The sequence below is a fragment of the Variovorax sp. FW305-3-2-15-B-LB1 genome (assembly GCF_058787635.1).
This window is the reverse complement of sequence record NZ_JBYSZY010000029.1, coordinates 12,846-37,831: the sequence shown is the minus strand read 5'-3', so window position 1 is coordinate 37,831 and position 24,986 is coordinate 12,846. Positions and strand designations below refer to the sequence as shown.

The 24,986-nt window shown below is 69.2% G+C and carries 28 protein-coding genes; 14 read left to right on the top strand and 14 right to left on the bottom strand.

Annotated features, from left to right (window positions below):
• Positions 1-149 precede the first annotated feature (149 nt).
• On the top strand, positions 150-626 hold the full coding sequence (locus AC3WQR_RS18540) for an Lrp/AsnC family transcriptional regulator (protein ID WP_062478228.1): 477 nt from the start codon (positions 150-152) through the stop codon (positions 624-626).
• Positions 627-699: 73 nt separating this feature from the next.
• Here the strand turns inward: AC3WQR_RS18540 and AC3WQR_RS18535 are convergent, their stop codons facing one another.
• The 4 genes from AC3WQR_RS18535 to AC3WQR_RS18520 all read right to left on the bottom strand — a co-directional run bounded on the left by AC3WQR_RS18535 (position 700) and on the right by AC3WQR_RS18520 (position 2,722).
• Entirely contained in the window at positions 700-1,059 is a 360-nt protein-coding gene (locus tag AC3WQR_RS18535) for a hypothetical protein (RefSeq protein WP_492737465.1), read from the bottom strand.
• Between the two features lie 97 nt (positions 1,060-1,156).
• On the bottom strand, positions 1,157-1,546 hold the full coding sequence (locus AC3WQR_RS18530; RefSeq protein WP_489060715.1) for a roadblock/LC7 domain-containing protein: 390 nt from the start codon (positions 1,544-1,546) through the stop codon (positions 1,157-1,159).
• Positions 1,543-2,085, bottom strand: a complete 543-nt coding sequence (locus tag AC3WQR_RS18525; RefSeq protein WP_070063237.1) for a GTP-binding protein — start codon at positions 2,083-2,085, stop codon at positions 1,543-1,545. The genes AC3WQR_RS18530 and AC3WQR_RS18525 overlap by 4 nt, the downstream gene beginning before the upstream one ends.
• Before the next feature lie 13 nt (positions 2,086-2,098).
• On the bottom strand, positions 2,099-2,722 hold the full coding sequence (locus AC3WQR_RS18520; RefSeq protein WP_492743096.1) for a hypothetical protein: 624 nt from the start codon (positions 2,720-2,722) through the stop codon (positions 2,099-2,101).
• A gap of 200 nt (positions 2,723-2,922) precedes the next feature.
• Here AC3WQR_RS18520 and AC3WQR_RS18515 point away from each other — a divergent pair, with 200 nt between their 5' ends.
• From AC3WQR_RS18515 to AC3WQR_RS18500, 4 genes are all read left to right on the top strand, one after another.
• Positions 2,923-3,645, top strand: a complete 723-nt coding sequence (locus AC3WQR_RS18515) for a hypothetical protein (RefSeq protein ID WP_492743095.1) — start codon at positions 2,923-2,925, stop codon at positions 3,643-3,645.
• Positions 3,646-3,726: 81 nt separating this feature from the next.
• Positions 3,727-4,485, top strand: coding sequence for a basic amino acid ABC transporter substrate-binding protein (locus AC3WQR_RS18510; protein WP_062479619.1), 759 nt, complete (start codon positions 3,727-3,729; stop codon positions 4,483-4,485).
• A gap of 93 nt (positions 4,486-4,578) precedes the next feature.
• Positions 4,579-5,349, top strand: coding sequence for an amino acid ABC transporter permease (locus AC3WQR_RS18505; protein ID WP_307582189.1), 771 nt, complete (start codon positions 4,579-4,581; stop codon positions 5,347-5,349).
• A 30-nt stretch (positions 5,350-5,379) separates the two neighbouring features.
• Positions 5,380-7,005: an MFS transporter gene (locus AC3WQR_RS18500; RefSeq protein WP_070063242.1), complete on the top strand. Its 1,626-nt coding sequence runs from the start codon at positions 5,380-5,382 to the stop codon at positions 7,003-7,005.
• A gap of 12 nt (positions 7,006-7,017) precedes the next feature.
• Here AC3WQR_RS18500 and AC3WQR_RS18495 read toward each other — a convergent pair whose 3' ends face one another.
• From AC3WQR_RS18495 to AC3WQR_RS18465, 7 genes are all read right to left on the bottom strand, one after another.
• Positions 7,018-7,341, bottom strand: coding sequence for a cytochrome C oxidase subunit IV family protein (locus AC3WQR_RS18495; protein WP_095747775.1), 324 nt, complete (start codon positions 7,339-7,341; stop codon positions 7,018-7,020).
• A gap of 11 nt (positions 7,342-7,352) precedes the next feature.
• Entirely contained in the window at positions 7,353-8,045 is a 693-nt protein-coding gene (locus tag AC3WQR_RS18490) for a heme-copper oxidase subunit III family protein (RefSeq protein WP_487847620.1), read from the bottom strand.
• Positions 8,046-8,056: 11 nt separating this feature from the next.
• Positions 8,057-8,674, bottom strand: coding sequence for a cytochrome c oxidase subunit 3 family protein (locus AC3WQR_RS18485; protein WP_307637684.1), 618 nt, complete (start codon positions 8,672-8,674; stop codon positions 8,057-8,059).
• Positions 8,671-10,461 (bottom strand): cytochrome c oxidase subunit I, encoded by a 1,791-nt coding sequence (locus tag AC3WQR_RS18480; RefSeq protein WP_492743094.1) that lies wholly within the window; start codon positions 10,459-10,461, stop codon positions 8,671-8,673. The genes AC3WQR_RS18485 and AC3WQR_RS18480 overlap by 4 nt, the downstream gene beginning before the upstream one ends.
• Positions 10,458-11,627, bottom strand: a complete 1,170-nt coding sequence (locus AC3WQR_RS18475) for a cytochrome c oxidase subunit II (protein ID WP_492743093.1) — start codon at positions 11,625-11,627, stop codon at positions 10,458-10,460. The genes AC3WQR_RS18480 and AC3WQR_RS18475 overlap by 4 nt, the downstream gene beginning before the upstream one ends.
• Positions 11,628-11,684: 57 nt before the next feature.
• On the bottom strand, positions 11,685-12,200 hold the full coding sequence (locus AC3WQR_RS18470) for a hypothetical protein (protein WP_062479635.1): 516 nt from the start codon (positions 12,198-12,200) through the stop codon (positions 11,685-11,687).
• Positions 12,201-12,442: 242 nt separating this feature from the next.
• Positions 12,443-12,901, bottom strand: a complete 459-nt coding sequence (locus AC3WQR_RS18465) for a hypothetical protein (protein ID WP_492743092.1) — start codon at positions 12,899-12,901, stop codon at positions 12,443-12,445.
• A 30-nt stretch (positions 12,902-12,931) separates the two neighbouring features.
• On the opposite strand from AC3WQR_RS18465, the gene AC3WQR_RS18460 reads away from it, so the two are divergent.
• The 9 genes from AC3WQR_RS18460 (at position 12,932) to AC3WQR_RS18420 (ending at position 22,500) form a co-directional block, all read left to right on the top strand.
• Positions 12,932-14,998 carry an autotransporter family protein gene (locus AC3WQR_RS18460; RefSeq protein ID WP_492743091.1) on the top strand — a complete coding sequence of 689 codons (2,067 nt, stop codon included), beginning with the start codon at positions 12,932-12,934 and terminating at the stop codon, positions 14,996-14,998.
• 170 nt (positions 14,999-15,168) lie between these two features.
• Positions 15,169-15,990 (top strand): creatininase family protein, encoded by an 822-nt coding sequence (locus AC3WQR_RS18455; RefSeq protein ID WP_062479637.1) that lies wholly within the window; start codon positions 15,169-15,171, stop codon positions 15,988-15,990.
• 14 nt (positions 15,991-16,004) lie between these two features.
• Positions 16,005-16,814 (top strand): ABC transporter ATP-binding protein, encoded by an 810-nt coding sequence (locus AC3WQR_RS18450; RefSeq protein ID WP_062479639.1) that lies wholly within the window; start codon positions 16,005-16,007, stop codon positions 16,812-16,814.
• The gene (locus AC3WQR_RS18445) at positions 16,792-17,676 is read left to right on the top strand and encodes an ABC transporter permease (protein WP_216360118.1); all 885 of its coding nucleotides are present in this window, start codon (positions 16,792-16,794) and stop codon (positions 17,674-17,676) included. The genes AC3WQR_RS18450 and AC3WQR_RS18445 overlap by 23 nt, the downstream gene beginning before the upstream one ends.
• Positions 17,648-19,045 (top strand): FAD-binding oxidoreductase, encoded by a 1,398-nt coding sequence (locus AC3WQR_RS18440; protein ID WP_492743090.1) that lies wholly within the window; start codon positions 17,648-17,650, stop codon positions 19,043-19,045. Before AC3WQR_RS18445 ends, AC3WQR_RS18440 begins: the two co-directional genes overlap by 29 nt.
• 59 nt (positions 19,046-19,104) lie before the next feature.
• Positions 19,105-20,133, top strand: a complete 1,029-nt coding sequence (locus AC3WQR_RS18435) for an ABC transporter substrate-binding protein (RefSeq protein WP_070063250.1) — start codon at positions 19,105-19,107, stop codon at positions 20,131-20,133.
• Positions 20,134-20,275: 142 nt separating this feature from the next.
• Positions 20,276-20,869 carry an NAD(P)H-dependent oxidoreductase gene (locus AC3WQR_RS18430; protein ID WP_062479647.1) on the top strand — a complete coding sequence of 198 codons (594 nt, stop codon included), beginning with the start codon at positions 20,276-20,278 and terminating at the stop codon, positions 20,867-20,869.
• 21 nt (positions 20,870-20,890) lie between these two features.
• Positions 20,891-21,853: a PDR/VanB family oxidoreductase gene (locus AC3WQR_RS18425; protein ID WP_492743089.1), complete on the top strand. Its 963-nt coding sequence runs from the start codon at positions 20,891-20,893 to the stop codon at positions 21,851-21,853.
• Positions 21,850-22,500: a TetR family transcriptional regulator C-terminal domain-containing protein gene (locus tag AC3WQR_RS18420; RefSeq protein ID WP_489060683.1), complete on the top strand. Its 651-nt coding sequence runs from the start codon at positions 21,850-21,852 to the stop codon at positions 22,498-22,500. Before AC3WQR_RS18425 ends, AC3WQR_RS18420 begins: the two co-directional genes overlap by 4 nt.
• Here the strand turns inward: AC3WQR_RS18420 and AC3WQR_RS18415 are convergent.
• The 3 genes from AC3WQR_RS18415 to otnI are packed head-to-tail and all read right to left on the bottom strand — an operon-like array spanning position 22,493 to position 24,980.
• Positions 22,493-22,960 carry a RidA family protein gene (locus AC3WQR_RS18415; protein WP_492743088.1) on the bottom strand — a complete coding sequence of 156 codons (468 nt, stop codon included), beginning with the start codon at positions 22,958-22,960 and terminating at the stop codon, positions 22,493-22,495. The genes AC3WQR_RS18420 and AC3WQR_RS18415 overlap by 8 nt on opposite strands.
• On the bottom strand, positions 22,957-24,165 hold the full coding sequence (locus AC3WQR_RS18410) for an amidohydrolase family protein (protein ID WP_492743087.1): 1,209 nt from the start codon (positions 24,163-24,165) through the stop codon (positions 22,957-22,959). Before AC3WQR_RS18410 ends, AC3WQR_RS18415 begins: the two co-directional genes overlap by 4 nt.
• Positions 24,162-24,980, bottom strand: coding sequence for a 2-oxo-tetronate isomerase (gene otnI, locus AC3WQR_RS18405; RefSeq protein WP_492743086.1), 819 nt, complete (start codon positions 24,978-24,980; stop codon positions 24,162-24,164). Before otnI ends, AC3WQR_RS18410 begins: the two co-directional genes overlap by 4 nt.
• Positions 24,981-24,986 lie beyond the last annotated feature (6 nt).

Below are 24,986 nucleotides of genomic sequence, written 5' to 3'. Positions count from 1 at the left end.
GTGGGCCTGGCTGAGGGGTGTGGGTCTGTGCCCGGTAGGGCGCAAGCCCATGGTGACGCAAAGTGTATGCCGGGGTCTGCGACAGGTGTTTGCGTTTTTTGCCTCGGAAAAACGACTTTCAGAAAGAATCTTGCTTAACATCCACCCCTATGGAAAGCATTGACAAGTTCGACCTCGCTATCCTGCAAGAACTGCAGACCGATGGCCGCCTCACGAACGCCGAGTTGGCGCAGCGCGTGGGCCTGTCGGCGGCGCCCTGCTGGCGCCGCGTGCGGGCGCTGGAAGACGCCGGCTTCATCAAGGGCTACCGCGCCGAGATCGACCGCCACAAGATCGGGCTGGGCGTGCTCGCTTTCGTGCGCGTGGACACCGAGCGCGTCACCCACGAAGCCACGCGCAAGCTCGAGGACGCGATCCGCAAGATGCCCGAGGTGGTGGCCTGCCACTACATCAGCGGCACCGGCACCTTCGAGTTGCAGGTGGTGGCGCAGGACCTGAACGGTTTCTCGGCCTTCGCGCGGCAGAACCTCATGAACCTGCCGAACGTGAAAGACCTGCACACCAGCTTCTCGCTGGGCGAGGTGAAGGCCAACAGCGCGCTGCCGCTGGGGCACCTGGCGAAGTAGCCGCCCCCAAAAAAGAAAAGGGCCGCCTCCCGCGAGGGAGCCGGCCCGACGGCGATGCGCCTTGGCGGATGGATTAGAAGGTGATGTCCTTCTCGACGTCCTGCAGCTTGCGGCGGGCCAGCGCCAGGTTCGACTTCGCCTTGTCGAGCACGAAGTAGATGAACACGCCTTCCTTCTGCGCCATCGGGCGCAGCAGGTGGTACTGCTTGCCCAGCGTGATCAGGATGTCTTCGATGGTGTCGCTCAGGCCCAGCGCGCGCATCGTCTTGAGCTTGGCACGCATCACTTCGGTGTTGCCGGCGGCGGCCACTTCGAGGTCCACGCCGGAGCCGGCGGCGCCCAGCATCATGCCGCTGGCGGAGTCGACCACGGCAGCGCACAGGGCGCCGTCGGCGGTCAGGAGGGAGTCGAGGCTGGTCTGGATCGAGGCCATGTCAGTAAGTCCTGTGAGTGAAATTCATGCGAATGAAAAAAGAGGGTGGAGACGTCGCATGCCAATCCGTCTCCGCCCGTGAATTCGTAGCCAGAACCTAGGGCTGCGGCGCCTCGAGCGCCCGCACGCAGGCCGCCGTGCGGTACATCGCCTGCGCGAGCACCGCGTCGGCGTCGGCGATCACGTTCACCACCAGCGAGGTCTCGCCGCTGTGCACCGGGCTGACGAGTGCGAAGCCGTTGTCGGTCGCGACCGTGATGCAGGTGCAGCGGCCCAGGCCGGCCTCCTGCGACACCACGGCGCCGATGGCGGCGATCGAGCTGGCCATGGCGGCGATGCGCGCGGGCTCGACGTCGCGCCGGGCGACGCTGGCGATCTCGAAGCCGTCGGGCGTGGCCACCACCACCGAGGCGACGCCGCTCACTTCGTCGAGCACGCGGCGGGCCTCCACTGCGGCGCGCAGCTTCAGGGCGTGGGGAATCTTCATGGCGCGGCCTCCTCGTCGAGCACTTCGATCTGCATCAGCAGCGTCTCGATCAGCGCGACCACGTCGTCCTTGCGGCGCGGATCGACCGCCAGCAGCGGCAGCACCAGCCCGCGCGCCGCCAGCGCCTGCGCGTAGTCGTCGAGCGTGGGGGTGGGGTGCGACGGCAGGCGGCTCACGCCCACGGCGCAGGGCATGCGCTCGAGCGCGCCGGCGAAGCCGTCCAGGTACTGGGCCAGGTCGGCCATCGGGTCGGGGCGGCTGTTGTCCAGCAGGATCGCCAGGCCCAGCGCGTCGCGCACCAGGATCTTCCACATGAAGTCGAAGCGGCTCTGGCCCGGCGTGCCGTACAGGCGCAGCCGGTCGCCGTTGTCCAGCGTCACCTGGCCGAAGTCGAGCCCCACCGTGGTGGTGGCCTTGGCGACCGAGGTGTCGGCGTTCGCAACCTCGGTGGCGATCGGCGCGGTCTCGCTGATGGCTGCGATGGCCGTGGTTTTGCCCACGCCCATCGGGCCCGTGAAGACGAGCTTGAAATCCCTCATGCCGGCGCCCCGCTCAGGCCAGCCCGAGGCGTCGGCGGATGCGCGAGAGCAGGCCGCGCTTGTGCTGCGCGGCCTCGGCGCCGGCACTGGCCCCCGAGGGGCGCGGCGCGCGGGCTTCCTCCGACCAGGTCAGCGCGCCTTCTTCCTCCAGCAGGCCGAGGAAGGTGCTGCACTCCTGCACGTCGATGCGGCCCAGCACGCTGAGGCTTTCGGCCGATTGCGCGCTCTTCGACAGGGCAGCGGCCAGCCGCACGTAGATCGGATGGCGCTGCAGGGTCACCTGCGAGGGCCAGCGGATCAGCGAAGCGCGCGCGCGGATCGAGCGCACCATGGCGCGTGCCGCGTCGCCCGAGGCCCCGCTCGGCGCGACCTGGTTGAGCAACGCGACCAGCTCTTCCGCGTAGATGGGACGCGCCAGCGTGCGGCGCACGGGCGCGGCGGCCACGGCCTCGCCGCGCGCCACCATCGGCACCACGAAGCGCGCGGCCGGTGTCTGCCGCTCGGCGGCCGGCGCATCGCCGTCCACCAGCAACAGGTCGCAGGGCTGCGACTCGCTGACCGTCCACAACGACCGGAGATTGGAACTGAGGCGAACGATGATCCGCAGCAGCTCGACCTCGACCTGAGGGAGCCCCATGACGCCCAAAACCAATGGCATACCTTCTTCCCTGAGCAATTGCTTTTAATAGTTCCTCATTGTTATATGTGTTAACTAATTGATGCGTTGTGTATCGATTCGATGCCCAAATTTGGACGTGCACCGAGAAGTAACGCACACGATGGGAGCGCCGGGCTGGCGTCGCGGCCCTTCGCAAGACCTCTGGGACACTGGGCCCCATGAATCCCGAAGAAGCTGGCCCACGGGCCCTGTCGCACCTGCACACCTTGGGCCTGCTGACCGACGCGGAACACGCGCAGGCGCTCGCGCACCCCGACCTGCCGAACACCGCGCTGCGCACCCCGAGCGAAGCGCTGGGCTGGGCGGCCGCCAAGGGCATCGTCGCGCCGGAGTCGCTGCCCGGCCTGCGCGCCCGCGCCGCCCCCGGCGCGCAAGACGAGGCGCACCGCACCGTGGCGAATGCGGTGGCCATGGTCAGCGGCCAGGCGCCGGCCTGGGTGCTGCTCGAGATCAGCCTCATGGCGAACCGCCTAGAAGACGGCGTGACCGAGAGCGCCCTCGATCAACTGCAGGCGCTGCAGTTGATCGATCCTGCGCAGCACGCACAGGCCTTCAGCCTGCTGCCCGCCCAGGAACCCGAATGGGCGGCGCCCGCCTCGCCGGCCGCCACGCTCGCCTGGGCCGTGCGCACCGGCGTGCTGACGCCCGCGCAGTTGCAGATGCTCGCCACGCCGATGTCCGCGGTCTCGCCGGAAGGCCGGCAGGTCGTGGCCGACGCGCTCGTCCGCACGGAGCGCAGCAGCGGCGGGCGCACGAAGACCGTGCGCTCCCGCAGCGTGACGTGGAGTTCCACTGGCGCCTCCGGCTCGCCCCGCGCGGGCAAGGTGATCGCCGTCGTGGCCGTGGTGGCGGTCGCGCTCTACTTCCTGTTCGCCCGGTAGGCGGCAAGGGGTCCCGATAGCGACCGCCTAAAATGCTCGCCCACCGCTTCCCGCCGGGCGGCAAAGACACAAGGACCCCGAATGAACTCTCTACGCCGCGCCCTGGCCCTCGGCCTCGCTGCCGCCACGCTCGCCTTCGGTGCCCAGGCCCAGAACCGCGAACTCACCGTGGCCTCCAGCGCCACCTACGCGCCGTTTGCCTTCGAGAACAAGGACAAGCAGATCGTCGGCTTCGACATCGACATCATCAATGCCATCGCCAAGCAGCAGGGCCTGAAGATCAAGATCGTCAACACGCCCTTCACCGGCATCTTCGGCGCGCTGAACAACGGCGACGTCGACCTCGTGATCTCGGGCGTCACCATCAACGAGAAGCGCAAGCAGAGCTACGACTTCACGCCGCCGTACTTCGCGGCGCGCCAGCTGATCGCGCTGCCGAAGAACAGCACCGTGGCCTCGCTGAAGGACCTCACGGGCAAGAAGATCGCCGTGGTCAGCGCCTCCACCGCCGACGACATCGCCTCGCGCGAGTTCGGCAAGACCAGCCCCAACATCCGCCGCTTCGAGAGCACGCCGCTCATCATTTCCGAGCTGGCCGGCGGCGGCGTCGATGCCGCCATGGGCGACAACGGCGTGATCGCCTACCGCGTGGCACAGCACCCCGAGCTGAAGACGCTGGACGACAAGTCCTTCCCCGAAGAAGGCTTCGGCATCGTCGTGAAGAAGGGCGACAAGGCGCTGCTCGACAAGCTGTCGGCCGGCCTGGCGGCCATCCGCGCCGACGGCAGCTACGTGACGATCTACAAGAAGTGGTTCAACAAGGACCCGAACGTGCGCTGAGCCGCACGGCATTTTCCTGAACACGGCCGCCCTCACGCGGCCGTTTCGTTTTTCCGCTGACCGACAGATAGACAGAGAGTTGAGGACGCAAGCATGGAACAACCAGTGCTGCTTTTCGGATGGTTCCGCTGGGACATCCTCGTGGAATACAAGGACCTGTTCTGGCAGGGCGCCTGGATGACGCTGCGCATGACCGTGGTCTGCGTGCTGCTGGGCGCCAGCTGGGGCCTGTGCCTGGCGCTGGCGCGGCTGGCGCAGGCGCGCCATGCGCCGTGGACCTGGCTTACGCGCGTGTTCCTGCGCTGGCCCGCCACGGTGTACGTGAGCTTCTTCCGGGGCACGCCGCTGTTCGTGCAGATCCTGCTCATCCACTTCGCGGTGATGCCGGTGTTCATCCACCCGAGCACGGGCATCCTGATCGACGGCGAGCTGGCGCGCACGCTCAAGCAGGAGCACGGCGCCCTCATCTCCGGCGTGGTCGCGCTCACGCTGAACTCGGCGGCCTACATCTCCGAAGTGTTCCGCGCCGGCATCCAGTCGATCTCGCGCGGGCAGTTCGACGCCGGCCGTTCGCTGGGCCTGAGCCCGGCGCAGGTGATGCGCTACGTGGTGCTGCCGCAGGCCTTTCGCCGCATGCTGCCGCCGCTGGGCAACAACGCGATCGCGCTGCTCAAGGACACCTCGCTGGTGTCGGCCATCGGCCTGGCCGAACTGGCCTACGCCGCGCGCACCGTGGCCGGCGCCTATGCGCGCTACTGGGAGCCGTACCTGGCGATCTCGGTGGTGTACTGGGTGATGACGCTGGTGCTCACGACCTTGCTGCGCCGCCTGGAACACCGTCTCGCACGCAGCGACCGGGGCTAGGCGCGCCGCCTCGCGCCACAATAGCGCGACATGCCGCCCATATCCCCCGAAGAGACACCCCTCCCGCCGGCCCGGCCGCAGCCCTCGAACCTCGCGGCGCTCGAGCCCCTGAAGCTCCCCGTGTTCCGCATGCTGTGGAGCACCTGGCTCATCGCCAACATCTGCATGTGGATGAACGATGTGGCGGCGGCGTGGATGATGACCTCGCTGACCACCTCGCCGATCTGGGTCGCGCTGGTGCAGTCGGCCTCCACCCTGCCGGTGTTCCTGCTCGGCCTGCCCAGCGGCGCGCTGGCCGACATCCTCGATCGCCGGCGCTGGCTGGTGGCCACGCAGTTCTGGCTGGCCGGCACCGCCGTGGTGCTGTGCGCCGCCATCGCGCTCGACGTGATGACCGCGCCGCTCCTGCTGGCGCTCACCTTCGCCAACGGCATCGGGCTGGCCCTGCGCTGGCCGGTGTTCTCGGCCATCGTGCCCGAGCTCGTTCCGCGCCAACAACTGCCGGCGGCCCTGGGCCTGAACGGCATCGCCATGAACGCTTCGCGCATCGTCGGCCCGCTCACGGCCGGCATGCTGATCGCCAGCGCGGGCAGCGTGTGGGTGTTCGCGCTCAACGCGGTGCTGTCGGTGGCCTCGGGCTTCGTGGTGCTGCGCTGGCGCCGCGAGCACACGCCCAACCCGCTGGGGCGCGAGAAGCTCATCAGCGCGATGCGCGTGGGCGTGCAGTTCGTGCGCCAGTCGCAGCGCATGCGCGCGGTGCTCACGCGCGTGTCGCTGTTCTTCTTCCACTCGACCGCGCTGCTGGCGCTGCTGCCGCTCCTGGCGCGCAACCTCCAGGGCGGCGGCGCCGGCACCTTCACGTTGCTGCTGGCCGCCATGGGCACGGGCGCGATCATCGCGGTGCTCTTCCTGCCGCGGCTGCGCCAGGCGCTGGGGCGCGACCAGCTGGTGCTGCGCGGCGCCATGCTGCAGTCGGCCGCCACCGCCGTGATGGCCGTGGCGCCCAACGCCTGGGTCGCGGTGCCGGCGATGTTCTTCGGCGGCATGGCGTGGATCACGGTGGCCAACTCGCTGTCGGTGTCGGCCCAGCTGGCGCTGCCCGACTGGGTGCGCGCGCGCGGCATGTCGACCTACCAGATGGCGATCATGGGCGCGAGCGCGATCGGCGCGGCGCTGTGGGGCCAGGTGGCCACCGTCACGTCGCTGAAGCTGAGCCTGGCCATCGCCGCCGTGAGCGGCACGCTGCTGATGCTCGCGGCCATGCGCTGGGTGACCGACGTGAGCGGCGAGGACGACGTGCGCCCCGCCCAGGCCGGCTGGGCCGCCGGCCCGCCGGCCGAGGCGCCGCAGGAAGACGGCCGCGTGGTGATCACGGTCGAATACCTCATCGACCCGTCGCGCGCCGCGGCCTTCCACCTCGTGATGCAGCAGACCCGGCGCGCGCGCCTGGGCCAGGGCGCCATCGGCTGGGAGCTGCTGCACGACATCGCGCAGCCCGAACGTTACGTGGAACAGATCGTGGACGAGTCGTGGACCGACCACCTGCGCCGCTTCAACCGCGCCACCGCCGCCGACATGGCGCTGCGCGAACGCCGCCTGGCCTTCCACCTGGGCGAGTCGCCACCGGTGATCACGCGCTTCGTGGTGCGGCGCTGAGCAGCAGGCCCGTCAGCGGAAGAACGCCAGCCGCGCGAGGAAGGTATGGTCGGCCTCCGCCGCCATCAGCCCGACCAGCACCAAAAGGCACAGCGGCGGCAGCAGGATCGCGTAGACCAGCGCCATCCGCTCCCACGCCATGTGCATGAAGACCGCGACGATCAGCCCGGCCTTCAGCAGCATGAAGACGATGATCAGGCCCCAGCGCAGGTAGCCCTGCACATGGAAGTAGTCGACCATGTACGACATCGCGCTGAGCACGAACAGGAGCCCCCAGATCTTCAGGTACAGGCCGATCGGGTGCTGCTGGCCGGTGGTGGCGTGGGTGGTGTTCATGATGATGGTCCTCACCAGAGATAGAACAGCGCGAAGATGAAGACCCACACCAGGTCGACGAAGTGCCAGTACAGGCCCACGATCTCGACCACCTGGTAGTTGCCGGCCTTGTCGTAGTCGCCGCGGATGAGCTTGAAGGCCACCGCGAACAGCAGCACCACGCCGGCCGACACGTGCAGCCCGTGGAAGCCGGTGATCATGAAAAAGGCCGCGCCGAACTGCGCCGCGCCCATCGGGTTGCCCCAGGGCCGCACGCCCTCCTCGAGGATCAGCTTGGACCACTCGAAGGCCTGCATGCCCACGAAGAGCTCGCCGAAGGTGGCGGTCACGAGCATCAGCGTGGCGGCGTTCACGCGGTCGCCGCGGTAGGCGAAGTTGACCGCCATCGCCATCGTGCCGCTGCTGCTGATGAGCACGAAGGTCATGATCGCGATCAGCAAAAGCGGCACGTCGGCCCCACCCACGTGCAGCGCGAACACCTCGCTCGGATTCGGCCAGGCCACGGTGGTCGAGACACGCACCGTCATGTAGCCCGTGAGGAAGCAGCTGAAGATGAAGATGTCGCTCAGCAGGAAGATCCACATCATGGCCTTGCCCCACGAGACGTGGAAGGCCTGGCGGTCGGACGACCAGTCGGCCACCAGGCCACGCCAGCCGCTCGCGGCGACGGCGGAGCCGGTGAGGGTTGCGGTGCTGGAGTTCATGCGAAGCCTCCTCACGCCGTGCCGCAGAGGACGCGCGCCACCTCCGGCGTCACCCACCCCAGCAGCGCGAACAGCGCCAGCCACACGGCCAGCATGAAGTGCCAGTAGCGCGCGCACAGCGCGATGCGCCATCCGGCCCGGGCGGGGTCGGCCCACGCGACGCGCGCCGCCATCGCCCACCCGACCAGGCCGCCCGCCAGGTGCAGCCCGTGCATGGCGGTCAGCAGATAGAAGAAGCTGCCCGACGGGTTGCCCGCCGGCAGCACCTGCGCGTGCGCCATCGCGGCCCAGGCCCACAGCTGCACGCCGAGGAAACCCACGGCGCACAGGCCGCCGGCCAGCAGCAGGCGGCGCATGCGCGCCGGGTCCACGCGGCGCGAAGCGGCTTCCAGCGCCACGCTGCCCGCCGCCAGCAGCGCCGAGCTGAGCCACAGCTGCCACGGCAGCGCGAGCGCGACCGCGTCGCCGCTGCTCATGCGCATCACGTAGGCGACGGTGAACAGGGAGAACAGCGCGGTGACCACGCCCATGAAGACCCACAGGCCGATGCCCGCGGCGCTCGCGTGCGCGTCGCGCAGCCGCACGTCGCGGGGCAGGCCGCGCAGGCGCAGGGCGGCATCCGCGTTCATGCCGGTGCTCCCCGCGCGCCGCTCACCGGCACGTCGCTCTCGTCGTCGCTGGCCTGCGGCGGCGCGTTCTGCGCGATGAAGTCTTCCGCCGCGCCCGGCACGCCGTAGGCGTAGGCCCAGCGGTAGGCCACGGGCAGCCGCGGCCCCCAGTTGCCGTGGCCGGGCGGCGTCTCGGGTGTCTGCCATTCGAGCGAAGCGGCGCGCCACGGGTTGGCGCCGGCCGGCCGGCCGCGCCAGGCGCTCCAGGCCAGGTTGACGATGAAGAGCAGCTGCGCCGCGCCGACCACCAGCGCCACCACGGTGATGAATTCATTCAGGCTGAAGGCCGACGGCGGGATGAACTTGTAGCCGTCGAAGTTGTAGTAGCGCCTGGGCATGCCCAGCACGCCCAGATAGTGCATCGGGAAATAGATCGCGTAGGTGCCCAGGAAGGTGATCCAGAAATGCAGCCGGCCGATCCGGTCGTCCAGCATGCGCCCGGTCATCTTGGGGAACCAGTGGTAGATGCCGCCGAACACCACCAACAGCGGCGCCACGCCCATCACCATGTGGAAGTGCGCCACCACGAAGTAGGTGCCCGACAGCGGAATGTCCACGCTCACGTTGCCCAGGAACAGCCCCGTGAGCCCGCCGATGACGAAGGTGCACACGAAGGCCAGCGCGAACAGCATCGGCACCGACAGGTGGATGTCGCCGCGCCACAGCGTGAGCAGCCAGTTGTAGACCTTGATCGCCGTGGGCACCGCGATGACCAGCGTGGTGGTGGCGAAGAAGAAGCCGAAGTACGGGTTCATGCCGCTCACGAACATGTGGTGCGCCCACACCACCACGCTGAGCCCGCCGATCGCCACGATGGCCCACACCATCGTGCGGTAGCCGAAGATGCGCTTGCGCGCGTGCACGCTGATCAGGTCCGACACGATGCCGAAGGCCGGCAGCGCCACGATGTAGACCTCGGGGTGGCCGAAGAACCAGAACAGGTGCTGGAACAGCAGCGGGCTGCCGCCCTTGTGGCCCGACAGCTGCCCCATCGACACCAGCGCCGGCATGAAGAAGCTGGTGCCCACCGTGCGGTCCAGCAGCAGCATCACGCCGCTGACGAACAGCGCCGGAAAACCCAGCAGCGCCAGCACCGTGGCCACGAAGATGCCCCACACCGTGAGCGGCATGCGCAGCAGCGTCATGCCCCGGCAGCGCGCCTGCAGCACGGTGGTCGCGTAGTTCAGGCCGCCCATGGTGGTGGCCACGATGAAGATCAGCAGCGACACCAGCATCAGCACGATGCCGCCGCCGTGGCCCGGCGTGCCGGGCAGGATCGACTGCGGCGGGTACAGCGTCCAGCCCGCGCCGGTGGGGCCGCCCGCGACGAAGAAGCTGGCCATCAGCACCACCACCGACAGCAGGTAGACCCAGAAGCTCAGCATGTTGAGGTAGGGAAACACCATGTCGCGCGCCCCCACCATGAGCGGGATCAGGTAGTTGCCGAAGCCGCCCAGGAACAGCGCCGTGAGCAGGTAGATCACCATGATCATCCCGTGCATGGTCACGAACTGGTAGTAGCGCTCGGCGTTGATGAACTCGAACTGGCCCGGAAACCCGAGCTGCAGCCGCATCAGGTTGGACAGCACCAGCCCGACCACGCCCACCGCGATGGCGGTGCAGGCGTACTGCACGGCGATCACCTTGTGGTCCTGGCTCCAGACGTAGCGGCGCAGGAAGCCCTGCGGCGCCGCGTGGCCGCCGTCGTCGTGTTCGTCGTCGGGGGTGAGCACAGCAGCGTCGGTCATCGCGCGGCCTTCTGTTCGGTGGCAGCCTGCGCCGGCGGGCTGCCCAGACTCTGGATGTAGGCCACCAGCGCGGCCAGTTCCTCGTCGCTCAGGTCGATCTTCGGCATCACCGGCGGGAAGCCCTTCACATGGCGCGCCTGCGGGTCGCGGATGAAGCTGCGCAGGTAGGCCTCGTCGACCAGCGCGGTGCTGCCGTCGGCCATCGATTCGGTCTTGCCGTACAGGCCCTTCCAGGTCGGCCCGACGCGCGCGCTGCCGTCGATGGTGTGGCAGGCCACGCAGCCCTTGGCGTCGGCCAGCGCGCGGCCCTGGTCGACGCGGCCGCCACCGCCGGCCGGTGCCTGGGCAGCCTGCGCCGCCTTGGCCGCTTGCGCCAACTGCATCGCGCCGAAGGTCGGCAGCGCCGCGCGCCACGCGTCGTAGGCCGCCGCGTCCTCCACCACCACGAAGCCGCGCATGTTCGGATGGCCCACGCCGCACAGCTGCGCGCACAGCGCCTCGTAGCGGCCCGCGACGGTGGGCGTGAACCAGAAGCGGCTGACCTGCCCCGGCACGATGTTCATGCGGGCACGGATGGGCGGCACGAAGAAGTCGTGCAGCACGTCGTGCGAGCGCATCAGCACCAGCACCGGCTGGCCGATCGGCAGGTGCACCTCGTCGCCGGGAACCAGCAGGTCGTCCAGCCCCGCCGCGTCGGCCGGGTCGAGCCCGAAGGGGTTGGCGGCGCTGACGAAGCGCGCGTCGGTCGCGCCCAGCTTGCCGTCCGCGCCCGGCAGGCGAAAGCGCCACTGCCACTGCTGGCCCAGCACCTCGAGCACGAGCGCGTCATGCGGCGTGCGCACGTAGTTCGCGTACACCACGAGGCCGGGCGCCAGCAGCGCCATGATGCCGACGGTGGTGCCGCCGATGAGCCAGCGCTCCAGCGTGCGGCTCTCGGGCGCATGCGGCGCCACGCGGCGCCCCTCGCGGTGGCGAAAGCGCACCACGGTGTAGGCGAGGAACAGGTTGATGACGACGAAGAACAGGCCCGTGATGAGCAGCGTGATGGTCAGCGTGTCGTCCATGCGCTGCCAGTTGGAGGCCAGCGGCGTCGTCCACCACGGGTTGACGGCGTGGAACGCCACCGAGGCCACCACGATGAGCAACAGGACGACGGCGATGGTCATGTGCTGCGCTCCCTGGGGTGGCCATCGTGGGTTCCGGGAGTCGCATGCGCGGCGGCTTCAGCGGATTGCCGGGATCCGCGGCTCTTCGCCCTCGAAGCGGGCCTCGGGGTGCGTGGCCTCCAGCATCGCCTCGACCTCGCGCACGCGCGACGGCGGCAGGTCGACCATCAACAGGACCTGGCCCTGCGCGATGGCGCTCTCGAAGCGCGCCAGCCGCGGGCTCGGAATCGACACGCCGACCATGGTGGCCGACCATGCGCCCACCACGCCGCCCAGCAGCGCCAGGCCCACGGCCACGGCCCATTCGGGCTCGTCGCCGAACACGGGGAACAGCAGCGCGGCCAGCAGCCCGACGACCACGCCGCAGGCGGTGCCGAGCACCCAGCCGGTCTTGGCGGCGTGAACGAGGTCGGAGGTCTGCCAGACGTTGGCCGCATGGAGCCCGGCCATGTCCTGGCCTTCGCGTGCGGCGAAATGCAGGTGCGCGATGTCGACACGCGCCTGCAGCAGATCGTGCATCGCCTGCCTGGCACTCGCCAGGTCCGGCAACAGCCAATAGATGCGTCTTTTCACGGCGCCTCCTTTCCGTCTTGCGACGAGCAAGAGACCATGCTTGAGTTATAGGCTCAACAAGGGCCGCATTCAAGTCGGCGCGCCATCGGGACCGACCCGGTGAGTACGGAAGTTCGTCGGTTTCCAGAAGGGCAATTGCACTGAATAATCCGCCGCTCCAGGCCCCCACGGCCTCATGAAAAACAAGAAGGAGCAGACGACATGCGCATGGAGCGAGGCCCCCGGTTTCCATTTTCCCGCCGTCACCCGGCATCCCCCCTTCCCTGGCTTGCGGCCGCCCTGGCGGGGCTGGCCGGCGCCGCGCACGCGGCCTGCGGCCCCACCGCCACGCCGGTCACCGGCGACACCGTGGTCTGCGACGGCACCACGACCGTATCGCCCAGCGTGATCGCCACGCCGGGCAGCACCGGCGTCACCATCACCGTGAACAGCGGCGCCACGCTGACCACCAACGCCACGCAGGCGCTGCTGGTGCGCGATGCGAGCACCATCACCAACAACGGCACCATCACGGTGTCGGGCGGCTCGGGCTCGGCGCGCGCGGCGATGGTCGCCACGGGCAACGACAACACGCTGACCAACAACGGCACGCTGAGCACCACGAGCAGCGGCACCACGGGCATCCTGGTGACGTCGAACAGCAGCACGCGCACGCGCATCACCAACAACGGCAGCATCGTCACCACGGGGGCAGTTCGCATGGCATCTCCCTGCTGGGCCCGGGCAACACGGTGCTCAACAACGGCAGCATCTCGGCCATCGGCACCTCGGCCAAGGGCGTGTACCTGCAGGGCGGCAACCTCGTGGCCAACCTGCTGGTGAACACCGGCAGCATCGCCACCACGGGCGCCAACTCGCCGTCGGGCGGCGCCGACGCGGTGCATGCGAACACGCTGGGCGGCACCTTCTTCTCGCGCGTGGAGAACCGGGCCGGCGCCACGCTCTCGAGCGCCAACGGCTACGGCTACCGCGGCCAGAACGGCAACGACGTGCTGGTCAATGCCGGCACCATCGAAGGCCACGGCGGCACCGCCAGCACCGACGCGATCTACATGGGCGCGCTCGGCAACGGCACGCTGATCCTGCAGACCGGCTCGGTCATCAAGGGCGGTGCCGACGGCGGCGTCGGCAAGACGGCCAGCACCTTTCTCGAAGGCAGCGGCACGGTCGACAACGCCTTCCGCAACTTCCAGCACCTGACGATGCGCGGCACCGCGTGGTCGTGGCAGACCGACGCGAGCTTCTCGGATTCGATCCGCGTCGAGTCCGGCCGCTTCACCCTGCCCGCCACGCTGACCAGCCCCGTCATCGCGGTGTTGCCCGGCGCCACCGTGGCCGGCACCGGCACCTTCGCGGGCAACGTGACGAACCAGGGCACGCTGCTGCCCGGCCCGAACGACGGCGTCGGCTTCGGCGCCTTCACGGTGCGCGGCAACTACGTGGGCGGCAGCGGCGCGCTGCTGCAGGTCAACACCGTGCTGGCGGGCGACAACGCGCCCTCGGACAAGCTGGTGATCGACGGCGGCGCGGCCACGGGGTCCACCGGCCTGCGCGTGGTGAACCGCGGCGGCCTGGGCGCGCCCACGCTGGCCGACGGCATCCTGGTGGTGCAGGCCGTCAACGGCGGCACCACGGCCGACCACGCGTTCTCGCTGACCCAGGCGGTGGAGGCCGGTGCCTACAACTACCGGCTGTTCCGCGGCGGCGCGACGGGCGGCCACCGCGACAACTGGTACCTGCGCAACAACGGCTACCTCGTGGGCGGCACCGTGGTGGGCTCGCTGGAAGAAGCCGCCGAGGTGATCGCCGAGACCGGCGCGCCGGCGACGGTGGAACAGGTCAAGCTCTACCGGCCCGAGGTGCCGCTGTACAGCGCCCTGCCGATCGCCGTGCGCCGCCTCGGGCTGGCGCAGCTGGGCACCTTCCACGACCGGCAGGGCGACGCCCAGCTGCTCGCGGACGGTGAAGGCCGGCAGGCCTCGTGGGGCCGCGTGTTCGGCGAAAGCACGCGGCAGCGCCTGCGCGGCGATGCCAATCCGCAGTTCGACGGCAGCGTGAGCGGCCTGCAGCTGGGCCACGACTTTCTGGCGGCCACCGACAGTGCGGGCGGGCGCCACCGCGTCGGCGTGCTGGGCGGCTACACGCGGGCCAGCGGCCACGCGAGCGGCGTGGCCGGCGGCGCCACCAACGCGGCGGCCGGCCGGCTCACCGTCGAGGGCTACAGCCTGGGTGCCTACTGGACGCGCATCGCGAGCAGCGGCTGGTACAGCGACGCCGTGCTGCTGGCCACGCGCTACAAGGCCGATGCGCGCTCCACCCTGGGGCGCGGCGGCCGCCCGCACGGCACCAGCGTGACCGCATCGCTCGAGGCCGGCTACCCGCTGGCGCTGAGCGACACCGTCACGCTGCAGCCGCAGGTGCAGCTCATCTGGCAGCGCAGTTCGCTCGACGACTTCGACGACGGCCTCGCGCGCGTGCGCTTCGAGCGCGACAACGCCGTCACCGGCCGGCTGGGCGCGCGGCTCGAAGGCCGCTTCGAGGCGGGCGGCGGCGTCTGGAAGCCCTACCTGAAGCTCAACCTGTGGCACACCTTCAGCGGCAGCAACGCGATCTACTTCGGGCCGAGCGACCGGGTCGCCAACCGCCGCAACGCGAGCGCCCTCGAAGTGGGCGGCGGCATCGTCGGGCAGGTGAACCGGACGCTGTCGGTCTACGGCGGCCTGGCCTACACCAGCGCTATCGGCATCACCGAGCAGACCGGCGTGCAGGGGCAACTGGGGCTGCGCATGCGCTGGTGACCCCGGGGCGCCGGGTGCCCGGACGGCTCGACTTTTGACCGTCCGTGCAAATTTGATGGCATGCGGTTTGCTTGATAAATATCAACGGGTATCCACGGATAGCCAGTCTTTTTTGACCGTATGGATAATTTAGCCCATCATCCCGTCCGCCCGCCACGAGGTACACCCCGATGAATCACCCCCCCTTGCGCAGCCGCTTCTGGTCCGACCTGACCAGTGAAGAGTTCTCCCGCCTCGACCGCGAACGGCTGATCGCCGTGCTGCCGGTGGGGGCGACCGAACAGCACGGCCCCCATTTGCCGATGTCGACCGACACCGCCACCATCGACGGCATGGTGCGCGCCAGCCTGCCCTACCTGCCCGACGACCTGCCGGTGCTGTTCCTGCCCACCGTGCCCTACGGCAAGAGCAACGAGCACTCGCGCTACCCGGGCACGCTCACGGTGTCGGCGAACACGCTGATCTCTCTGTGGAAGGACGTCGGCGCCTGCGTCGCCAAGGCCGGCGTGCGCAAGCTGGTGCTCTACAACAGCCACGGCGGCCAGATGAGCGTCATGGACATCGTGGCGCGCGACCTGCGCGAAGAGCACGACATGATGGTCGTGGCCGCCAACTGGTACACGCTGGGCCTGCCCGAGGGCCTGTTCACCGCGCACGAAGGCAAGCACGGCATCCATGCCGGCGACCTCGAGAGCTCGGTGATGCTGCACCTCACGCCCGATTACGTGCGCAAGGATCAGTTCCAGAACTTCGGCTCCATGACCGAGCAACTGGCGGCCGAGAACAAGTTCCTGTCGATCACGCCCAGCGGCAAACTCGGCTGGCAGATGCACGACATCAACCCGGCCGGCGCCGCCGGCGACGCCACCCGCGCCAGCGCCGAAAAGGGCGCCGCGGTGCTCGACCACGTGGGCCAGCGCTTCGTCGAGCTGCTGCACGAGATCGACCGCTTCCCGCTCTCGCGCCTGGCCAACGTTCCCGCATGGCGCTGACGCCAAGGAGTCCCATGGAAAGCACCACGCCATCCACGCCGCCCCTGGTCCGCCTGCGCAACGTCGGCAAGCGTTTTGCCAACGGCACGCTCGCCCTGCAGGGCATGACGCTCGACATCGGCGAGCACGACTTCGTCAGCTTCCTGGGCCCCTCGGGCTGCGGCAAGAGCACCGCGCTGCGGCTGATCGCCGGGCTCACCCGCATCAGCTCGGGCGACATGCAATGGTCGGGCGCCAACACCGGCAGCGCCAAGGACAGCAAGAGCGACCGCGACCTGGGCTTCGTGTTCCAGGAGCCCACGCTCATGCCCTGGACCAAGGTGTTCGACAACGTCTGGCTGCCGCTCAAGCTCGCGGGCATGAGCCGCGACGAAGCCGCGCCGGTGGTGCAGCACGTGCTGGAGCTGGTCGGCCTCTCGCGCTTTGCCGACGTGTACCCGCGCGAGCTCTCGGGCGGCATGAAGATGCGCGTGTCGATCGCGCGCGCGCTGGTCACGCACCCGCGCCTGCTGCTCATGGACGAGCCCTTTGCCGCGCTCGACGAGATGACGCGCATCAAGCTCAACAACGACCTCTTGGCCATCTGGCGCGAGCACCGCTTCTCGATCGTGTTCGTCACGCACAGCGTGTACGAGTCGGTCTACCTGTCGAACCGCATCGTCGTGATGGCGGCGCGCCCGGGCCGCGTGATCGACGAGATCGCCATCGACGAGCCCTACCCGCGCGGAGAAGCCTTCCGCACCTCCAGCCGCTACAACGCGCACTGCACGGCTGTTTCGCAATCTCTGCACGGAGCGCTCCATGGCCTCGACATCGACCATTGAAACCGTGATGCCCCTCGACACCAACGAAGCCACGCCGTCCGCCGAGACGCTGCGCGCGCACGAAGACAAGCTGCGCCGACGCGAGGCCACGCTGCGCATCGTCGTGCCGGTCGTCATCGTCGCCGCGCTGCTGCTGGTGTGGGAATGGATGGTGCGTGCCAACGACATCCCGCACTACATCCTGCCCGCGCCCTCGCTCATCCTGCGCACGCTGTTCGACAACTGGGGTTCGCTCTCGGGCGCGCTGTGGTTCACGGTGAAGCTCACGCTGCTGGCGCTGGGCGCCGCCATCGTCGGCGGCGTGCTGCTGGCCATTGCCTTCGCGCTGTTCAAGTGGGTGGAGATCGGCCTGTTCCCGATCGCCGTGATCCTGCAGGTGACGCCGATCATCGCGATCGCGCCGCTGATCCTGATCTACGTGTCGAGCACCACCGCGGCGCTGTTGCTGTGCGCGTGGATCGTGGCCTTCTTCCCCATCCTGTCGAACACCGTCATCGGCCTGAAGAGCGCCGACAGCAACCTGCGCGACCTGTTCCAGCTGTACAAGGCCTCGCCCTGGCAGACCTTCCGCTATCTGCTGGCGCCCAGCGCGCTGCCGTACTTCATGGCGGGCCTGAAGATCGCCGGCGGCCTGAGCCTGATCGGCGCGGTGGTGGCCGAGTTCACGGCCGGTACGGCGGGCAAGGAGACGGGGCTGGCCTCGCGCATCCTCGAATCGAGCTTCCGCACCGAGATCCCGATGATGTTCGCGGCGCTGCTGCTGGTGTCCTTGCTGGGCATCGTGATCTTCATCGTGTTCGCCGCCCTGTCGCGCCTCGTGCTCGGCCACTGGCATGAAAGCGAAATGCGCCGTGAACGCTAGAACCCCGCTGTCCACCGTCGACTGGGACGCCGTGCGCGACGAGCTGCGCGGCCTGAACGTGATCGCCACGCCCAGCCAGCGCAAGCAGCTGTCGAAGGACTTCTACTGGTACAGCCCCATCCTCACGGCGCAGCTCGCGGGCTGCGTGGCCGACCTCGTGGTCAAGGTCAGCACCGAGGACGACGTGCGCCAGGCCGCGGCCGTGGCCGCCAAGTGGAAGCTGCCGCTCACCGTGCGCGCCGGCGGCACCGGCAACTACGGCCAGTGCGTGCCGCTTGAAGGCGGGCTCGTGCTCGACGTGACGCAGATGTGCCGCGTGCTCGACCTGGCCGACGGCCGCATCCGCGTCGAGGCCGGTGCGCGCATGCACGACATCGACCTGGCCGCGCGCGAGACCGGGCAGGCGCTGCGCATGTGGCCCTCGACCTGGCACGTGGCCAGCATCGGCGGCTTCATCGCGGGCGGCTTCGGCGGCATCGGCTCGTTCCGCCACGGCATCCTGCGCGACCCCGGCAACCTGCTGCGCGCGCGCGTGATGACGGTGGAGCGCGAGCCCCGCGTCATCGAGCTGGTGGGCGACGAGATCCAGCAGGTGCACCATGCCTACGGCACCAACGGCGTGATCCTCGACGTGGAAGTGGCACTGAGCCCGGCGGTCGACTGGGTGCATTGCACGGCGCTGTTCGACACCTACCGCGGCGCGCTCGACTTCGGCATTGCCGCGCAGGCGCCGTCGCTGGACATCTTCCTGCTGTCGACCGTGGAGGCGCGCTTCTCGCCCTACTACACGGCCATGGGCGATCGCTTTCCGCCCGACCGGCACGCGGTGTTCACCATGGTCTCGCCCGAATCGATGACCGAATTCCGCGCGCTCGCGGCGGCGCACGGCGGCACCCTGTCGGTGGCCGGCACCGAGGCCGAGCTGCAGGCCGAGGGCCTGCCGCCGGCCTACGAGTGCGCCTTCAACCACACGACGCTGCAGGCGCTGAAGGCCGACCGCAGCTGGACCTACCTGCAGGTGGCCTACGCCCAGCCCTTCGACCCGGCCGTGGTCGAGCGCCACATGCAGATCTTCGGCGACGACGTGCTACAGCACCAGGACTTCGCGCGCGCCAACGGCCAGTGCGGCACCTTCGGCATCCTGCTCGTGCGCTGGAAGGGCGAGGCCCACCAGTACGAGGTGATGCGCGAGATCGAGTCGCAGGGCGGCGCGCAGATCTTCAACCCGCACGTCTTCACCATCGAGGACGGCGGCATGAAGACCATCGACACGCAGCAGATCGAGTTCAAGAAGCGCAGCGACCCGATGGGCCTGATGAACCCCGGCAAGACGCGCGGCTGGACGCCCGAGATGGCCGTCGAGCGCTGAGAAAAACATTTAGTCTTCGCATCCCGTCCCCACCCCAACCTCCACAGGAGTCCGTCCCCATGCGCATCCCCGCTTTCTCTCTTCGGCCGCTGGCCTTCGGCCTGGCCCTCGCAGGCGCCGCCTTCGCCGCACAGGCCCAGGACAAAGTGGTGTTCGCCACCAACTGGAAGGCGCAGGCCGGCCACGGCGGCTTCTACCAGGCGCTGGTGGACGGCACCTACAAGAAGTACGGGCTCGACGTGGAAATCATGCAGGGCGGCCCGATGGTCAACAACCGGCCCATGCTGCCGGCCGGCAAGGTCGACTTCCTCATGACCGGCAACCTGCTGCAGTCCTTCGACAACGTGAAGAACGGCGTGCCCACCGTGGTGGTCGCGGCCATCTTCCAGAAAGACCCGCAGGCCATGTTCGCCCACCCGGGCCAGGGCTACGACACCTTCAAGGACATGACCAAGGCGCCCGTGGCCTTCATCGGCAAGGACGGCCAGTTCAGCTTCTGGCAGTGGATGAAGTCGGAGCACGGCTTCAAGGACGCGCAGCTCAAGCCCTACACCTTCAACGTGGGCCCGTTCCTGGCCGACAAGAAATCCATCCAGCAGGGCTATGCCATCTCGGAGCCGCTGTCGATCAAGGCGCAGGCAGGCTTCGACCCGGTGGTGCACCTGCTGGCCGACCACGGCTTCTCGACCTACGCCACCACCATCGAGACCCGCGCCGACCTCATCAAGACCAAGCCCGAGACGGTGCGCAAGTTCATCGAGGCCTCGATCGTCGGCTGGAACAACTACCTGTACGGCGACAACAAGGCCGCCAACGAACTCATCGCCAAGACCAACCCCGACGCCACGCCGGCCGCGCTGCAGGGCTCCATCGATCTCATCAAGAAGATGGGCATCATCGACAGCGGCGACTCGCTCACCAAGGGCATCGGCGCCATGGACGAAGCACGCGTGAAGGACTTCTACGACAAGATGGTCAAGGCCGGCCTGTACAAGCCGGGCGAGATCGACCTGTCGAAGGTCGCGACCACGCAGTTCGTCAACAAGGGCGTGGGTGTCGACATCCGCAAGAAGCTCACCGGCAAGTAATTCGCTTCGTTTTTTCCCGTGGGTCGCGCGGGGCTTGCGCCGGGGTCAGATGCCGGCGCCTGGGTTGCCATAAGGCACTGCGCGGCCTTTGTTCCCTTGGGCTCTGACCCCGTCTCGCCGAACAGGCGAACCGGCCCGAACCATGAAAACGCTCGTCGTCCATTGCCATCCGAACCCTGACAGCTTCAACCACGCGCTGTACCGCACCGCCCTCGAGGCCCTCACGCCGCGACATCCCGTCAAGGCCATCGACCTGTACGCCGAGGGCTTCGACCCGACGCTGACACGCGAAGAGCGCATCGCCTACCTCGACAACCCCGAACTGATCCGCGAACGCGTGAAACCCCACGTCGAAGCGCTGCTGTGGGCCGAGCACCTGGTGTTCGTCTACCCCACCTGGTTCCATGGACCGCCGTCCATGCTCAAGGGCTGGCTCGAGCGCGTGTGGCTGCCGGGCGTGGCCTTCCTGCCCGCCGAGCGCAAAGGGCAGCTGGCGAAGTCGGGCATGCGGCACATCCGCCGGCTGACGGTGGTGACCACCGGCGGCTCGCCGCGCTGGTTCGTGATGGCCATCGGCGACCCGGGGCGGCGGCTGTTCACGCGCGCGCTGCGGGCGCTGTTCGCATGGCGCTGCAAGGTCACGTGGCTGCAGCTGCACGACATGAACGCCGTCACCGACCGCGACCGCACCCATTTCATCGCGCGCGTGGCGCGCACGCTGCACAACATCCAGTAGACACGCAGGGAGACACACACCATGAGCCTCGAACGCACGCTGACCGTCCGTGTCGAACGCATCTCGCGGCAGACGCCGGAAATTTTGGCCTTCGAGCTGGCGCATCCGTGGGGCCGGCCGCTGCCCGGCTACGAGGCCGGTGCGCACATCGACGTGCACATGCCCGGCGGCTTCTCGCGCCAGTACTCGCTGGCGCGCGCGCCCTCGGGCAGCGGCGGCTACGTGATCGGCGTGAAGCGCGAGCACGCCAGCCGCGGCGGCTCGGCCTCGATGCACGAGCGCGTGCGCGAGGGCGACCTGATCGCGATCAGCGCGCCGCGCAACACCTTCCCGCTGCGCGCCGAGGCCCGGCGCCACCTGCTGCTGGCCGGCGGCATCGGCATGACGCCGCTGCTGGCGATGGCGCAGGCGCTGGCCGCGCGCGGCGCCGACTTCACGCTGTGCGTGTTCGCGCGCAGCGAGGAACACCTGGCCTTCGCCGAGGCGCTGCACGCGCCCGCGCTGGCGCCGCACCTGAGGCTGCACCTGGACCAGGGCGATGCGACGCAACGCATCGACCTGCGCGCCCTGCTGGCCGAGCGCACGCCCGACACGCACCTGTACGTGTGCGGCCCCGGCGGCTTCATGCAGGCCGTGCGCGAGGCCGCCGCGCACTGGCCCGAAGATGCGCTGCACACCGAGTACTTCGCCGCGCCCACCGGCACGGCCGCCGCCACCACCGGCCTGCCCTTCACGCTGAAGCTGGCGCGGCGCGGCATCGAGGTGCCGGTGGCGGCCGACCAGACCGCGGTCGATGCGCTGCACGAAGTGGGCATCGACATCCCCGTGTCGTGCCAGCAGGGCCTGTGCGGCACCTGCGTGGTCGAGGGCGACGGCGAAGGCGCCGAGCACCGCGACTTCTGCCTCACGGGCACCGAGCGGCGCACCAAGGTGGCGCTGTGCTGCTCGCGCGCCAAGGGCCCCGACCTGGTGCTGCAGCTGTGAGCGTGACGGACACCGACAGCGAAGCCCCCGCCACGCGCGGGCGTTCGCGCAAGTACACGCAGGTGCTGGGCCTCATCAACCAGGCCGCCATCGAGGTGTTCGCCAGCGAGGGCCTGGCCGGCGCCTCGACGCAGGCCATCGCCGACAAGGCGGGCCTGTCGAAGGCGCAGCTGCACTACTACATCGAGAGCAAGGAGGCGCTGTACCGCCAGGTATTGCAGGACATCCTGACCGACTGGATCGTGGTGTTCGGCTTCAGCGACGAGGCCTTCGGCCCGCGCAAGGTGCTGGGCGACCTGATCCAGCGCAAGATGATGTTCTCGTTCGAGCATCCGCTGCGTTCGCGCATCTTCACCGCCGAGATGATGCGCGGCGCGCCCGTCATCAACAGCATGATGGACACCAGCAAGCAGCGCACCGACCAGGCCGCCGCCGTGATCCAGAACTGGATGAACCAGGGCCTGATGGACACCGCCGACCCGATGCTGGTGCTGTTCCACATCTGGGCCGTGACGCAGTTCTACGCCGACCACGCCACGCAGGCCGCCTACTACCGCAACACGGCGCAGCAGGGCGAGGACAAGGACCGGCGCTACCTGATCGAGCAGGTGACGGAGTTCCTGCTCAAGGGCGCGGGCGTCAAGTAGCCGCGCGCTGCGGCAGGTACATCGTGGCCTCGACCTCGACGAGCACCTCGTCGCCCGGCAGGAAGCGCGACACCTCGACCACCGTGCTCACCGGCGGCTCGCCCGGATAGAACAGGCCGCGCACGCGGTTGTAGAAGGCGTAGTGCGGCAGGTGGCGGAAGTACTGCACCAGCTTCACCACGTCTTCCATGGTGCCGCCGTGCTCGGCGGCGATCTGGCGGATGCGCTCCAGCACGAACCAGCTCTGCGCCACGATGGGCGCCTCGAAGATGTCGACCGACATCTGGCCCGTGGCATAGCCCACGCCCTGCAGTGCGGTGCGCGCGGCTTCGGGGATGGCATCGTAGCCCGCCACCGCGCGGCGCGTGGCCGGGTCGACGGCGACCACGCCGCTCATGAAGACGAAATCGCCGACGCGCTTGGCGGCGGCATAGTTGGCCATCGGCTTGCCCATGCTCATGGTGTGTTCTCCAGTGCCCGGCCTGCGCGGTAGACGGTGCGTTGCCGTCCGCGCGGGCCGATGAGTTCGTGTTCGTCGGTGGCGGCCAGCACGACCAGGTCGGCCGGACAGCCCGGCGCGATGCGGCCGTCCCACGCGAGACCCAGCGCCTTCGCGGGGTTCACGGTGATGGTGTCGAGCCAGTCGGCGGCGGGCGCGAGGTGCGCCATCTGCACGCCCAGGCCGAAGGTCTCGAGCAGGTCGTAGCTGCCGTAGGGATAGAAGGCGTCCTGCACGTTGTCGGTGGCCAGGCTCGCGCGCAGGCCGTGCGCCGCGGCCTCGCGGATGCGCGTGATGCCGCGCGCCACGGGCGTGCGGTCCCACGCGCCCTGCAGGTAGAGGTTGGTGGTCGGCAGCGCGACGAGGTGCAGCCCCGCGCCGGCGCACAGCGTGAGCGTTTCGGCGGCCACCGCGTCGTCCTGCACCGAGAGCGAGCAGGCGTGGCCGCAGACCACGCGGCCCTTGAAGTCGCGCGCGCGCACCAGCTGCGCGATGCTGCGCAGGCCGCTGGCGTCGGTGTCCAGGCCTTCGTCGACATGGAAGTCGAGCCCCAGCCCGTGCTGCTGCGCGAGGTCGAACACGCGGCCCAGCTTGGCGAAGAGGCCGTCGTTGCGGTAGATGAAAGCGCCCAGCGAACCGCCCGCGCGCTTCACGTCGCGCGCGATGCGCTCGCCGGCGGCGGGGTCGGCGAACACGTCGAGCGGCACGAGCGCGACGAACTGCAGCTCGATGCGGCCGGCCCATTCTTCGCGCAGCGCCTCGAACACGGCCAGCGCGGCCGGCGGCTCGGGCTCGACCCAGTCCAGGTGCGTGCGCAGCGCGCGCGTGCCGGCGCGCCAGGCCTCGTGCAGCGCGCGCTCCATGCGCAGGCGCAGCGAAGCGCCGGTCCAGCTCGCGCGGTGGCGGCCCATGCGTTCGATGGCGGTGAACAGGTCGCCCTGCGCGGCGCCGACGTCCTGCACGGTGAAGTTCTTGTCGATGTGCGCGTGCGCCTCGACGAGCGCGCTCAGCAGCGTGCCGCGCGCTTGCGTCTGCGAGGCGCTGGGCGCGATGGCCGCGACCTTGTCGCCTTCGATCGTGACGTCGAAGACCTGCGCATCGCCCGCTGCAGCAAAGCCCCGCAGCGGCGCCGGAATGCGCAGCGCTTCGAGCGTCGTCGTCGTCATGCGCGCTGGCGCCAGTCGCGCAGCCAGCCCAGGCCGGCCGAGGTGCCGCCGGGCTCCATGCCGCGGCGCGGGCGGTATTCGCAACCGACCCAGCCTTGCCAGCCGCACTGCGCCGAAACCTCGTCGATCACGCCGAAGAGGTAGTCGTAGTTCTGCTCGCCCACATCGGGCTCGTGGCGCTCGGGCACGCCCGCGATCTGCAGGTGGCCGACGCGGCCGGTGGGCAGGTACTGGCGCAGCTTCATCGCCACGTCGCCCTCGACGATCTGGCAGTGGTACAGGTCCATCTGCACCTTGAGGTTGGCGGCGCCCACGGTCTCGACGATCTGGTGCGCGTGGTCCTGCCGGTTCAAAAAGAAGCGCGGGATGTCGCGCGTGTTGATCGGCTCGATGAGCACATCGCGCCCGGCCTTCGCGGCCTCGGCCGCGGCCCAGCGCAGGTTCCCGACATAGACGGTTTCTGCCGCCTCGCGCGCGAGGCCTTCGGGCACGAGGCCGGCCATGACGTGGATGCGCGGGCAGTCGAGCGCCACGGCGTAGTCGATGGCTTTCGCAATGCCTTCGCGGAACTCGCCCTCGCGCCCCGGCAGGCAGGCCAGGCCGCGTTCGCCGCCGGCCCAGTCGCCGGGCGGGCCGTTGAACAGCACCTGCTGCAGGCCGTTGTGCTTCAGGCGGGCGACGATGTCTTCCTTGCTGAAGTCGTAGGGGAAGAGGTACTCGACGGCCTGGAAGCCGTCTTTCGCGGCGGCGTCGAAGCGGTCGAGAAATGCGAGCTCCGGATAGAGCATCGAGAGGTTGGCGGCGAATTGGGGCATGGGGTG